Origin of the sequence: Stenotrophomonas sp. GD03819 (assembly GCF_029841665.1) — a bacterium.
GTDB lineage: Bacteria > Pseudomonadota > Gammaproteobacteria > Xanthomonadales > Xanthomonadaceae > Stenotrophomonas > Stenotrophomonas geniculata.
Genome location: NZ_JAOCEW010000042.1, coordinates 1 through 12,676, shown reverse-complemented (window position 1 = coordinate 12,676; position 12,676 = coordinate 1). Strand labels below are relative to the sequence as shown.

Below are 12,676 nucleotides of genomic sequence, written 5' to 3'. Positions count from 1 at the left end.
CGCCGCCGACATCAATCAGCCCAGTGCACGCGCAGGCGCGCGCCGTCCAGGTTGATTGCATTGAGGATCGGGTACTGCTGGGCGTCGTTGCTGTCCAGCGCCTGGCGCAGCACCTGCAGCTTCTGCTTGCCGCGCAGCAGCAGCAGGCGCTGGCGGCACTGGCCCAGCCCGTGCGGGGTCAGCGTGATGCGCAGCGGCCACTGGTTCGCGCCCGGGCAGCCGGTGGCGTCCAGTGCCGCGTAGGGCAGGGTGCTTTCCAGTGCGCGGGCCAGGTCCTTCGAGCCCGGGAACAGCGAGGCGGTGTGGCCGTCGTTGCCCATGCCCAGTGCCACCAGGCTCGGCGGCTGGCTGTGCTGGGCCTGCAGGTTGGCGGTGTAAACGCATTCCGGCAGCGGCTTTCCGATCCGTACCAGCGGATCGAAATGCGCACCTTCGGCGCGCTTGAGCAGGTGCTCGCGCACCAGCCAGGCGTTGCTGTCGCGATCCTGCGGCGACAGCCAGCGCTCGTCGGCCAGGCTCACTTCCACCCGGTCCCAGTGCACGTCCAACTCGGCCAGCGCCTGGTAGACCGGCGCCGGCGTGGTGCCGCCGGACAACAGGATGCGGGCGCGGCCCACTTCGTTGATGTCGTGGTTGAGGGTCTGCGCCATCTCGGCGGCCACTGCCTCGATCCAGCCGTCGGCATCGCCGTGGCTGATGAACTCGATGCGGTCGTCGTGGAAGGTGGGACTCATGCGGCAACTCCAGGTGCGTCACGTTCGGCGTCGGCTGCATAGGCGGCGGCGCCCAGCAATCCTGCGTGGGGATGCATCACGGCCAACGAGGGAACGCGCGCCATGATCGAAGAGAACCGCCCCTTGTGTTCGAAGCGCTGGCGGAAACCAGAGTGCTGCAGCGAATCGAGCATCTTCGGAGTCAGACCACCGGTCAGGAACACGCCATCCCAGGCACCCTGGGTCAGTACCAGGTCGCCGGCAATGGCGCCGAACACCGCGCAGAACACGTCCACGGTGCGCATTGCCTGCGGATCGCCATGCAGGGCACGGGCGGTCACGTCCACCGGCTGCAGCTGGCCGGGATCGATACCGGCCATCTCGCACACCGCGCGATGGATGTTGACCAGGCCGGGGCCGCAGATCAGTCGCTCGTTGGAGACGCGGCCGAACTGCTCGGACAGGATTTCCAGGATGCGGATCTCCTCCGGGGTTCCCGGCGGGAAGCTGACATGGCCGCCTTCGGTTTCCAGCGGATAGCAGCGTCCGTGGCGCAGGATCAGGCCACCGACACCCAGGCCGGTGCCCGGACCGATCACCGCGTAGTTGCGCGGCTGGCCCGGCTTGCCCGGCACCCAGGCGGCACCACCGACCTGGACCACGTCATCGGGCTGCAGCAGTGAAATCGCCATCGCCTGTGCGGCGAAATCGTTGATCAGGTGCAGTTCGTCGAACCCGAGCATCGCTGCGGTGCGGCTGCGCGAGATCACCCACGGATGGTTGGTGATGCGCGCTTCGTCACCATCAACGCGACCGGCCACTGCGAACACGCCGCGGCTGGCGGTGGCGCCGATCTGTTCCAGATGGTGGCGCGCGGCATCACCCAGCGATGGGAACTCCGCCACCGCGTACTCGCGGATGCTGTCCTTCTGCAGCGGTGCGTCCTGCGAGGTGTCGGCCAGGGCGAAGCGGGCGTTGGTGCCGCCGATGTCGGCGACCAGCACCGGCTGCGAGCTGGCACTCATGCCGAGGCGCCGCTGTCCGGCGCGTCCACGCCCTGCGGCAGGAACTCGCCCGCATTGCTCGGGCCCCATTGGCCGGCGGGGTAGGGCTCCAGCGGCAGCTTGGCGTCCTTCCAGGCATCGGCCACGCTGTCGATCCACGCCCAGGCGGCGCGCACTTCGTCATCGCGCACGAACAGCGTGTGGTTGCCGTTGAACGCATCCAGGAACAGGCGCTCGTACGCGATGCGGCGGTGCAGGCCGGTCGGCACCGACAGCTCCAGCTCCAGCGGGTGCAGTTCCAGCGCGCCCCATTCCGGGCCGGCCAGGCTGCTCATCAGGCCCAGTTCGATGTTTTCCTGCGGCTGCAGCTGGAACACCAGGCGGTTTGGTGCGGCCTGCGCGCGCTGCGGGCGCTCGAACAGCCAGTGGGTGACCGGCTTCAGCGTGACCACCACGCGGGTGGTGCGCTCGGGCAGGCGCTTGCCGGTGACCAGGTGGAACGGCACGCCGCTCCAGCGCCAGTTGTCGATGTGCGCAGTGACACCGGCGAAGGTCTCCACGTCGCTGCCTTCCGGCGGCTGGTAGGCCTGTGCCGGCTGGCCGTTGATGGTGCCGGCGGTGTAGCGGCCGCGGATGCTGTCACGCGCGGCGTGCTTGGCATCAAGCGGACGCAGGGCGCGCAGCACCTTGACCTTCTCGTCGCGGATGCGGTCGGCTTCCAGCGACGCCGGCGGTTCCATCGCCACCATGCACAGCAGCTGCAGGATGTGGCTCTGCACCATGTCGCGCAGCGCGCCGGAGCGGGCGTAGTAGGCGTCGCGGCCATCCACGCCTTCGCTCTCGGCCACCAGGATGTGCACCGATTCGATGTAGTTGCGGTTCCACACTGCCTCCAGCAGCGTATTGCCGAAGCGCAGCGCGATCAGGTTCTGCACTGCCGCCTTGCCCAGGTAGTGGTCGAGGCGGAACACACGGTCCTCGTCGATCCACTGGCCGATAGTGCTGATGATTTCCTCAGCGCTCTCGCTGTCGCTGCCGATCGGCTTTTCCAGCATCAGGCGTGCCGGCGATGCCAGCGCACCGCCCTTGGCCAGGCCTTCGCAGGTGGAAATGTACAGGCCCGGCGGGATGGCCAGGTAGCTGACGCACTTGCGGTGCACCAGGTCGGAGACCGCGGCGGCAACCGAGTCGACGTCGCGCAGGTCCACCGAACGGTAGTCGATGCGGCGCAGCAGGGCACTGATGTCGTCCTGCGAGGCCATCGGCATGGCCTGCTGCAGGCGCGGGCGCAGGATGTCATGGAAGGCTTCGGTGTCATGCCCGGACAGGGCCAGCGCACGGATACGGAAGTCCTCCGGCAGCAGGCCGTCGCCAAGCAGGCGAAGCAGCGAAGGGAACAGGTAGCGCTGGGCCAGATCACCTGTGGCACCGAACAGGAAGAGGGTGTCGTGCATCGCTCGAGTTTCAGATCCGGGTGACATCGTTGTCAATCGCTTCATGGCTGGGTTCGGGGGACATCCGCGCAACTGCCTGTCCGAGGTTCGTCAGGGGCGATCTCCGGGGTAGCGGGAGACCGTTCCATTCGAAACCACTGCCCCGGCGGAAGCTTCGTTCCACCGCCGACGCAGATCGGTGCGCACCGATCATCGGATAGTGCCACGTGAAAACGTTTACATGGCAGAATGGGCAACTGTATTCGATTGCAGTGCTCGCCGTCATGCCGCAAGCGCGCAATCATCACTGCCATCGGGAGGGCCGAGGCAGTCCCAAAAGACAGCCCGGCTTCGGGCGGACCGGATAGGTGATATGGCAAAAGTGCAGTTGCAGGGTGTGCGCAAGGTCTATGACAACGGCCAGGTTGCGGTGAAGGACGCCAGCTTCGAGGTCGCCGATGGCGAGCTGATGGTGCTGGTCGGTCCGTCCGGCTGTGGCAAGTCGACCCTGCTGCGGATGGTGGCTGGCCTTGAAGAAATCAGCGGCGGCACGCTGACCATCGGTGATCGCGTGGTCAACGACGTGGCGCCGAAGGATCGCGACATCGCGATGGTGTTCCAGAGCTACGCGCTGTATCCGCACATGACCGTGGCCGAGAACCTGGCCTTCGGCCTGAAGCTGCGCGGGCATGACAAGGCGACCATCGACAAGCGCATCGCCGAAGCGGCGCAGACGCTGGGCCTGACGGAGATGATGGACAAGCTCCCCAAGGCGATGTCCGGCGGCCAGCGCCAGCGTGTTGCGCTGGGCCGGGCGCTGGTGCGCGAGCCGGCGGTGTTCCTGCTCGACGAACCGCTGTCCAATCTGGATGCCAAGCTGCGCCACAGCGTGCGCACCGAAATCGCGCAGCTGCATCGCAAGCTGGGCACCACCATGATCTACGTGACGCACGACCAGGTTGAAGCGATGACCCTGGGCCAGCGCATCGTGGTGCTGAAGGACGGCATCATCCAGCAGATCGATACGCCGATGGCGCTGTACGACCGCCCGGCCAACCTGTTCGTGGCTGGTTTCCTCGGCAGCCCGGCGATGAACGTGCTGCGTGGCACGCTGCAGGGCGATGCCGGTGGCGTGACCGTGGTCGACGGCGAATGGCGTGCACCGCTGGGTCAGGCCACGATCGATCCGGCGTGGTTGCAGAAGCCGATCGCGGTGGGCGTGCGGCCGGAGCACCTGCAGCCGGCGGCCGCCGATGATGCGCATGCGTTCACTGCGCGCATCGAAGGCATTGAGCCGGTCGGCAACGAGATCTTCGTCAACCTCAGCAGTGGCCAGCATGCGCTGACCATGCGCGTGGCGCCGCAGGCGCTGCCGGCGGTGGGCGAACAGATCCGCGTGGCGATCCACCCGCAGGGGTTGCATTTCTTCAACCCGGAAACCGGCGAGCGGCTCTGACTCTGTAGAGCCGAACCCACGCTCGGCTGCTTCGTTGCGGTGCGGACCAACGGTCCGCACCCACCATGGCGGCGGTAGCGCCGGGCCGTGCCCGGCGTGAACCTCAGCGCGCCAATCCATCCAGTAGCGGCACACGCTGCGCCACCGCACCACCCACCTGCAGCTCGGCGTCGCTGGCCTCCAGCGGCAGCACCGCCAGCGCCAGTTCACCGGCCACGCTGGCAATCGTGCCCAGCGCTGCGCCGTCCTGTTGCACGCCATCGCCGGCCTGCGCCGGTGCTGCGGCATGCAGCAGCTGCACCGCGCGCTTGGCCTTGCCGAGGAAGTGGGTGCGCGCGACGATTTCCTGGCCGGGATAGCAGCCCTTCTTCACGCTGTAGCCGTTCAGGCGGTCCAGGCCCAGCTGCTGGGGGGTCCACACTTCGCGCTGGCTTTCTTCCAGTCGCGGCAACCCGTAGCGCAGGTCGGCCTGGCGCCAGGCCAGGGCGAAAGCGGCCTCATCGGTTTCGCTGCCGGCGGCAAATGCATCAGCTGCGCCAATGCGCAGGGTGCGCGGCAGCGCATCGCTGCCCAGGTCAAGTTCCCAGCCGCCCGCTGCGGCGTGCGCAATCGCGGCGTTGCTGGCGGCTTCGGGCGCGGTGAAGGCGCCGGCCACCGCCAGATCGCTGCGCACCTGCACCTTCACCTTGCGACGGAACACGAAGCGCTGCAGTTGCGACGCAGTCGCATCGGCATCGCCGTCGGCCAGCACCAGCATCACGTGGTCGTCGGCCAGCCGAAGCAGCTGGAACACCGCCAGGGTGCGGCCTTTTGCGCTCAGCCAGGCGCTCCACTGCCAGTGCAGCAGGGGCAGGGCAGTGACGTCGCCGCTGAACTGGGCGTGGGCGAAAACGGCCGCATCCGTGCCCTGCAGGCTCAGCAACTGGTGGCCGGGCAGGCGCGGATATCCGACGAAAGCAGGGGGCAGGTTGTCAGGCACGTGAACGAGGTCTAAAATTTGTGCGTTGCGAGACCGAACATGATAGGCCAAACAACCCCCACTCCCGACGACGAATCTGAAGCCCCGCTGGTCCCCGCGGCACCCGTGCCCGTGGAACAGGAAAAAGCAGAGGAATTCGGCGGCCGCGGCGGACTTGATCCGGTGCGGTATGGCGATTGGGAGAAAAACGGACGCTGCATCGATTTCTGATCAGCATTGAGCCAACGCGGCCGTGTGCCGCCCAGCCGAGACAACGAGCCCAGCGAATGGCGACCAGACAACGCCCACTTTCCCCGCACCTTCAGGTGTATCGCTGGCAGATTCAGATGGCCACCTCGATCCTGCATCGAGCCACTGGCGTCTTTCTGTCTGTTGGTGCCCTCATCATCGCCGCCGGCCTGCTGGCCCTGATGATGGGGCCCGAGTCCTGGAACTGCTTCACCGGCCATGCCGGGGCCTGGTATGGCCGCGTGTTCCTGTTCGCGTGGACATGGTCGTTCGCCTATCACCTGTGCAATGGCATCCGCCACGTGGTGCAGGACTTCGCCATCGGCTTCAGCATCTCCGCCTTCATCCGCAGCAGCTGGCTGTCGGTCACCGGCAGCCTGGTGATCACCCTGCTGGTGTGGGCCTATGTGATGTTCGGAGGTGCCGCGTGAGCAAGTTCCGTACCCCGCTGAAGAACGTGCGCGGCCTTGGCTCGGCCAAGACCGGCACCGAGCACTTCGTGCACCAGCGCCTGACCGCCGCCGCGCTCGTGGTGCTGGGCATCTGGTTCCTGGTCTTCGTGCTGGGCCTGCTGGGCTCGGACTACGCGACCGCCGCCGCCGCCGTGGCCAAGCCGTGGAACGCAGTGCCGCTGATCGGCCTGCTGATCGCCATGTTCTGGCACGCGCAGCTCGGCATGCAGGTCGTGCTGGAAGACTACATCCACGAATCGCTGCTGGCCCTGGTGCTGCAGACCGCGGTGAAGTTCGTCGCCGTGCTCGGCATGATCGTCAGTGTGTTTGCGGTGGGCCGCATCGCCCTCGGCGTTGCCTGAGCCCAGGCACCAACACAGGAATCCAGATTAGATGTCCGCTTACAAGATCACCGAACACAAGTACGACATGGTCGTGGTCGGCGCCGGCGGCGCCGGCCTGCGCGCCACGTTCGGCCTGGCCGCCAAGGGCCTGCAGACCGTGTGCCTGACCAAGGTCTTCCCGACCCGTTCGCACACCGTTGCCGCCCAGGGCGGTATCTCGGCCGCACTCGCCAACATGGGCGAGGACGACTGGCGTTACCACTTCTTCGATACCATCAAGGGTTCGGACTGGCTGGGCGACCAGGACGCCATCGAATACATGTGCCGTGAGGCCATCCCGGCCATCATCGAGCTCGAACACTACGGCGTGCCGTTCTCGCGCACCGCCGAAGGCAAGATCTACCAGCGTCCGTTCGGTGGCATGACCACCAAGTACGGTGAAGGCCCGGCGGCGCAGCGTACCTGCGCGGCGGCCGACCGTACCGGTCATGCGATGCTGCACACCCTGTACCAGCAGTCGCTGAAGCACGACGCGCGCTTCATGATCGAGTACTTCGCGCTCGACCTGATCTTCGACGACGAAGGCGCCTGCCGCGGCGTGCTGGCCCTGGACATGTCCGACGGCACGCTGCACCTGTTCCGCGCCCAGGGCGTGGTGCTGGCCACCGGCGGCTACGGCCGTGCCTACTTCAGCGCCACCTCGGCGCACACCTGCACCGGCGACGGTGGCGGCCTGGCCATGCGTGCCGGCATCGCCATGCAGGACATGGAGTTCGTGCAGTTCCACCCGACCGGCATCTACGGCGCCGGCTGCCTGATCACCGAGGGTGTCCGCGGTGAAGGTGGCATCCTGCGCAACAGCAGTGGCGAGCGCTTCATGGAGCGCTATGCACCGCACTACAAGGATCTGGCCTCGCGCGACGTGGTCAGCCGTTCGATGACCATCGAGATCCGCGAAGGCCGCGGCGTCGGCGAGCACAAGGATCACATCCTGCTCGACCTGACCCACCTCGGCCCGGGCGTGATCGACGACAAGCTGCCGGGCATCGCCGAAAGCGCCCGCATCTTCGCCGGCGTCGACGTGCACAAGCAGCCGATCCCGGTCATCCCGACCGTGCACTACAACATGGGCGGCATCCCGACCAACTACCACGGCGAAGTGGTGCAGAAGGTCGGCGACAACGACAATGCCGTAGTGCCGGGCCTGTACGCGATCGGTGAAGCGGCCTGCGTCTCCGTGCACGGCGCCAACCGACTGGGCTCGAACTCGCTGCTGGACCTGGTGGTGTTCGGCCGTGCGGTGGCCAACCGCTGCGCCGAGACCATCAAGCCGGGCGCGTCGCACAAGCCGCTGGCGTCTGATGCCTGCGACAAGGCGCTGGGCCTGCTGGACAAGCTGCGCCACGCCAACGGCGATACCCCGACCTCGGTCATCCGCGATCGCATGCAGCGCACCATGCAGGCCGACGCCGCCGTCTTCCGCACCAGCCAGACGCTGAAGGAAGGCTGCGAGAAGATGGACAAGATCTTCGACTCGTTCCAGGACGTGAAGGTCTCCGACCGTTCGCTGGTGTGGAACTCGGACCTGATCGAGACCTACGAGCTGAACAACCTACTGCTCAACGCGGTGGCGACGATCAACTCGGCCGAACAGCGCAAGGAAAGCCGCGGCGCGCATGCGCACGAGGACTTCCCGGACCGCGACGACGTCAACTGGCAGAAGCACACCCTGGTCAGCGTCGACGAGAAGGGCAAGTGCAGCTTCGACTACCGTCCGGTGCACATGTACACGTTGACCGACGACGTGTCCGTGGTGCCGCCGAAGCCGCGCGTGTACTGATCCGACCCCGCCTACCATGCAATCCGCGCCCAAGGGCGCGGGCCGCCTGAGCCAACGAGAGCAGCCATGGCCGAGTTTTCACTCCCCAAGAATTCCAAGATCACGAAGGGCAAGCACTTCCCCGTCAAGAACGGCGGCAAGAACGTGCGCACCTTCAAGATCTACCGCTGGAGTCCGGACGACGACAGCAACCCGCGCACCGATACCTATGAAGTCGATCTGGACGCCTGTGGCCCGATGGTCCTGGACGCCCTGATCAAGATCAAGAATGAGATCGACCCGACCCTGACCTTCCGCCGCTCCTGCCGCGAAGGTATCTGTGGTTCGTGCGCGATGAACATCGACGGCACCAACACCCTGGCCTGCACCCGAGCCATCTCGGACTGCGGCAAGAAGGAAGTGCCGATCTACCCGCTGCCGCACATGAACGTGGTCAAGGATCTGGTTCCGGACCTGACCCACTTCTACGCGCAGTACGCCTCGATCAAGCCGTGGATCCGCACCCAGACCCCGGCACCGCCGGACCGCGAGCGCCTGCAGTCGCCGGAAGACCGCAAGAAGCTGGACGGCCTGTACGAGTGCATCCTGTGCGCCTGCTGCTCGACCAGCTGCCCGAGCTACTGGTGGAACGGCGAGCGTTACCTGGGCCCGGCGATCCTGCTGCAGGCCTACCGCTGGATCATCGATTCGCGCGATGAGGACACCGGTGCGCGCCTGGACGACCTGGAAGATCCGTTCAAGCTGTACCGCTGCCACACCATCATGAACTGCGCCCGGACCTGCCCGAAGGGCCTGAACCCGGCGTTGGCGATCGCCGAGATCAAGAAGCTGATGATGGAACGCCGCGCCTGATACGGTCCGGCTGTACCCGGTAGAGCCACGCCGTGCGTGGCTGCACCTCCCAGCAGAGCCACGCCATGCGTGGCTTTGCTGTATCTGGAGAAACACGATGGAAGAAGATGTTCTGCTGAAGAAGCTGCGCTGGCGCTGCCGCCGCGGCATGCGCGAGCTGGACCAGCTGTTCGGCCGTTACCTCGACCACGAATGGAGCACTGCGCCGACCGAAGAGCGCGAGGTTTTCCTGTTCCTGCTCGACTGCGAGGACGATAAGTTGTGGCGCTGGTTCATGGGTTATGAGGCCTGCCCGCATGCGCACGCAATCCCCCTCATGCAGAAGATCCTCGCCCTCAAGCCTTGAGTGGCGGCCCTCACGGCTGCAGGCCGCCGCCCAGCTGGCGGTGCTGCTGGCCGCACCCTGGCTGCTGCGCGCATCGGATCTGCCGCCGCGGCTGTTGATGCCCGCGGTGTTGCTGGCCTGGGGCATCGGGTTGGCCGAACTGGCCTGGCGCCAGCGCAGGCCACGCGTGCAGGTGCTTCTGCCGGTACCGTCCGAGCCGCTGCAGGTGGCCGGGCAGGACGTCGATGCGCCACAACTGGTCGTGCGCGGCCCCTGGCTGCTGTTGCTGTGGCGTGAGGATCGGCGCCGCCGGCGCCTGCTGTTCTGGCCGGATGTGCTCGATTCCGGGCAGCGACGTGAACTGCGACTGGCCGTCGCCGCACGCAGCGTTTCCCGTCGGCCCCGGTCGATGGCACCATAAGCTGAATTGACCGGCGTGCCTGCATGTTCAAACCCATTCCCGTGGCCATCGGCCTGCGCTACCTGCGCGCCAAGCGCCGCAACGGCTTCATCTCCTTCATCTCGATGGCATCGATCCTGGGCATCGCGCTCGGCGTCACGGTGCTGATCACCACCCTGGCGGTGATGAGCGGTTTCCAGAAGGAAATCCGCAGCCGCCTGCTGCAGATGACCGCGCACACCACCATCAGCCGTGACGGCGAGCCGATGCCGGACTGGATGCGGGTGGTCGACGTGGCCAACAAGGATCCGCGCGTGGCCGGTGCCGCGCCGTACATCGAGATCCAGTCGATGATCAGCGGTCCGCGCGTGCAGGGTGCGATCATCCAGGGCATCGATCCGGCGCTGGAGCCGAAGGTGTCGGTGATCGACAAGAAGATCACCAAGGGCAGCTATGACAGCCTCACGCCGGGCAGCTTCAACGTGCTGCTGGGCAAGGAGCTGGCGCTCTGGCTGGGCGTGGACGTCGGCGACCAGGTGCTGGTGACCTTTGCAGAAGTGCAGGGCACGCCTGCCGGCGCGGTGCCACGGATGAAGCGCTTCACCGTCAGCGGCATCTTCGAGGCCGGTTACAACGAAGTCGACCGTGGCGTGGGCTTCGCCAACATGCAGGACCTGGAGCGCGTACTGCGCAGCGACGGTGCCACCGGCGTGCGCCTGAAACTGCACGACATGGACCGCTCGCTGGAAGTGGGCGTGGACCTGGCGCAGAACCTCGGCGGTGCCTACCGCGTGAGTGACTGGACCCAGCAGAACGCCAACCTCTACCACTCGCTGCGCATGGAGAAGGTGGTGATGGGCATCCTGCTGTCGCTGATCATCGCCATGGGCGCCTTCAACCTGGTGTCCTCGCAGGTGATGCTGGTGACCGACAAGCAGGCCGACATCGCCATCCTGCGCACCCTCGGCCTGACCCCGGGTGGCGTGATGCAGGTGTTCATGGTGCAGGGCTCGCTGATCGGCATCTTCGGCACGCTGGCCGGCCTGATCGGTGGCATTACCCTGACCCTCAACCTGGAGCGCATCCTCGGCGCCATCGAGAGCGTGTTCAACGTCAAGCTGATGCCGGAGGATGTCTACTACATCACCGGCCTGCCGACCGACATGCAGACCGGCGACGTGGTGGCGATCACCGTGGTCGCACTGCTGATGAGCTTCCTGGCCACCCTGTACCCCGCCTGGCGGGCAGCACGCACCCAGCCGGCGGAGGCCCTGCGTTATGAATAAGGTCTTCAACCGCGGCGATGAAGTGATCCGCGCCGAAGCACTGGGCAAGACCTACGCCGAAGGGCGCATGCAGACCCCGGTGTTCGATGGCCTGGACCTGACCGTGACCGCCGGCGAAACCGTGGCGATCATCGGTGCCTCCGGCGCCGGCAAGAGTACGCTGCTGCACCTGCTGGGTGGCCTCGACATTCCGACCGCGGGCGAGGTCTATGTGACCGGCCAGCGCATGTCGGCGCTGTCGGACACCGCGCGCGGCCTGCTGCGCAACCAGGCGCTGGGCTTCGTCTACCAGTTCCATCACCTGCTGCCGGAGTTCACCGCGCTGGAAAACGTGATGATGCCGGTGCTGCTGGCTGGCACCGCGGTGTCCGAAGCGAGCAGCCGCGCCACCACGCTGCTGGAAGCGGTTGGCCTCGGCCATCGCCTGGACCACAAGCCGGGCGAGCTGTCCGGCGGCGAGCGCCAGCGTGCTGCGGTGGCGCGAGCACTGGTCAATCATCCGGCCTGCGTGCTCGGTGACGAGCCGACCGGCAACCTGGATGACCGCACCGCTGCAACGGTGTTCGAGCTGATGCTGGAGCTGAATCGTGCACGTCACACCAGCCTGGTGCTGGTAACCCATGACCGCAGCCTGGCGCGTCGCCTGGACCGGGTGCTGGAACTGCGCGAAGGGCGCCTGCACGCACTGGCCCACGCCGACGTCTGAGCGGTCGGACGGACTCTGGTAGAAGCCGACCTTGGTCGGCTGCTCCTGCAGGGCAAGCGCCAACCAAGGTTGGCGACTACCGGAATCCGACGTTCTGGACCCGCTTTGTCAGAGGTCGACTTTGGTCGACCGCCGACCGGCGCCTGAATGGGGCCGTCGGCCGTCGCGCCGGCATTGCCAGGCCAGGCGCATGATGGCGACAGTTCCCCGAGGAGATCGCCATGAAGACCCCGCTTCTGCTGGCCGGCCTCTGCCTGGCCCTGGCCGCCTGTGCCACCACCGGCCGGCTCAGCAGCGCCGAGAAGCTTGACCTATACCGTGCCCACGCCGGTGCGCCGCAGAACGACATGCAGTTCTTCGGCACCCTCAATGGCTGGACCGAGCTGGGTGACAGCGCGCTGGCGGTGTGGACGCGTCCCAGCGAGGCCTACCTGCTGGAGCTGAGAGGCCCCTGCCAGGACCTGCCGTATGCCACCGCCATCGGCCTGACCAGCCAGATGAACCGTGTCTCGGCGCGCTTTGACAAGGTGCTGGTGCGCGACCCCACCGGCGGCCCGCGCATGCCGTGCTTCATCAACAGCATCCGCAAGCTGGACGTGAAGACGCTGCGTGCTTCCGAACAGGAGCTGCGCCAGGCGCAGGTGCAGGAGCGCGAGGA

General features: G+C 66.6%; 15 protein-coding genes. 11 read left to right on the top strand and 4 right to left on the bottom strand.

All coding sequences use genetic code 11. From position 1 onward, the window contains the following. Positions 1–11: 11 nt before the first annotated feature. The 3 genes from pgl to zwf are packed head-to-tail and all read right to left on the bottom strand — an operon-like array spanning position 12 to position 3,171. Positions 12–734 carry a 6-phosphogluconolactonase gene (pgl, locus tag N5D45_RS19580; RefSeq protein ID WP_010484329.1) on the bottom strand — a complete coding sequence of 241 codons (723 nt, stop codon included), beginning with the start codon at positions 732–734 and terminating at the stop codon, positions 12–14. Beyond that, positions 731–1,738 (bottom strand): glucokinase, encoded by a 1,008-nt coding sequence (glk, locus tag N5D45_RS19575; RefSeq protein ID WP_010484331.1) that lies wholly within the window; start codon positions 1,736–1,738, stop codon positions 731–733. The genes pgl and glk overlap by 4 nt, the downstream gene beginning before the upstream one ends. Continuing rightward, on the bottom strand, positions 1,735–3,171 hold the full coding sequence (gene zwf, locus N5D45_RS19570) for a glucose-6-phosphate dehydrogenase (protein WP_345782137.1): 1,437 nt from the start codon (positions 3,169–3,171) through the stop codon (positions 1,735–1,737). Before zwf ends, glk begins: the two co-directional genes overlap by 4 nt. A 352-nt stretch (positions 3,172–3,523) precedes the next feature. Here zwf and ugpC point away from each other — a divergent pair, with 352 nt between their 5' ends. Further along, complete coding sequence (gene ugpC / locus N5D45_RS19565; protein ID WP_010484335.1) at positions 3,524–4,606, top strand: sn-glycerol-3-phosphate ABC transporter ATP-binding protein UgpC; 1,083 nt, start codon at positions 3,524–3,526, stop codon at positions 4,604–4,606. 103 nt (positions 4,607–4,709) lie between these two features. Here ugpC and N5D45_RS19560 read toward each other — a convergent pair whose 3' ends face one another. Then, on the bottom strand, positions 4,710–5,585 hold the full coding sequence (locus N5D45_RS19560) for a folate-binding protein (RefSeq protein WP_279939488.1): 876 nt from the start codon (positions 5,583–5,585) through the stop codon (positions 4,710–4,712). Between the two features lie 39 nt (positions 5,586–5,624). On the opposite strand from N5D45_RS19560, the gene N5D45_RS19555 reads away from it, so the two are divergent. From N5D45_RS19555 to N5D45_RS19510, 10 genes are all read left to right on the top strand, one after another. After that, complete coding sequence (locus N5D45_RS19555; protein WP_005409075.1) at positions 5,625–5,795, top strand: DUF1674 domain-containing protein; 171 nt, start codon at positions 5,625–5,627, stop codon at positions 5,793–5,795. Between the two features lie 56 nt (positions 5,796–5,851). Next, entirely contained in the window at positions 5,852–6,244 is a 393-nt protein-coding gene (gene sdhC, locus N5D45_RS19550; RefSeq protein ID WP_279939487.1) for a succinate dehydrogenase, cytochrome b556 subunit, read from the top strand. Continuing rightward, complete coding sequence (gene sdhD, locus N5D45_RS19545) at positions 6,241–6,627, top strand: succinate dehydrogenase, hydrophobic membrane anchor protein (protein WP_005409077.1); 387 nt, start codon at positions 6,241–6,243, stop codon at positions 6,625–6,627. The genes sdhC and sdhD overlap by 4 nt, the downstream gene beginning before the upstream one ends. Positions 6,628–6,658: 31 nt before the next feature. Continuing rightward, on the top strand, positions 6,659–8,449 hold the full coding sequence (sdhA, locus tag N5D45_RS19540; RefSeq protein ID WP_279939486.1) for a succinate dehydrogenase flavoprotein subunit: 1,791 nt from the start codon (positions 6,659–6,661) through the stop codon (positions 8,447–8,449). A gap of 66 nt (positions 8,450–8,515) precedes the next feature. After that, the gene (locus tag N5D45_RS19535; RefSeq protein WP_005409079.1) at positions 8,516–9,301 is read left to right on the top strand and encodes a succinate dehydrogenase iron-sulfur subunit; all 786 of its coding nucleotides are present in this window, start codon (positions 8,516–8,518) and stop codon (positions 9,299–9,301) included. Between the two features lie 97 nt (positions 9,302–9,398). Continuing rightward, complete coding sequence (locus tag N5D45_RS19530) at positions 9,399–9,647, top strand: succinate dehydrogenase assembly factor 2 (protein ID WP_005409080.1); 249 nt, start codon at positions 9,399–9,401, stop codon at positions 9,645–9,647. Continuing rightward, positions 9,598–10,047, top strand: a complete 450-nt coding sequence (locus tag N5D45_RS19525) for a hypothetical protein (protein ID WP_029379940.1) — start codon at positions 9,598–9,600, stop codon at positions 10,045–10,047. The genes N5D45_RS19530 and N5D45_RS19525 overlap by 50 nt, the downstream gene beginning before the upstream one ends. Before the next feature lie 23 nt (positions 10,048–10,070). Beyond that, entirely contained in the window at positions 10,071–11,312 is a 1,242-nt protein-coding gene (locus tag N5D45_RS19520; RefSeq protein WP_019338333.1) for a lipoprotein-releasing ABC transporter permease subunit, read from the top strand. After that, the gene (gene lolD / locus N5D45_RS19515) at positions 11,305–12,018 is read left to right on the top strand and encodes a lipoprotein-releasing ABC transporter ATP-binding protein LolD (RefSeq protein WP_164192142.1); all 714 of its coding nucleotides are present in this window, start codon (positions 11,305–11,307) and stop codon (positions 12,016–12,018) included. Before N5D45_RS19520 ends, lolD begins: the two co-directional genes overlap by 8 nt. A gap of 221 nt (positions 12,019–12,239) precedes the next feature. Continuing rightward, positions 12,240–12,676: DUF6491 family protein (locus N5D45_RS19510; protein ID WP_279939485.1), on the top strand; the 437-nt coding region annotated here is incomplete at its 3' end.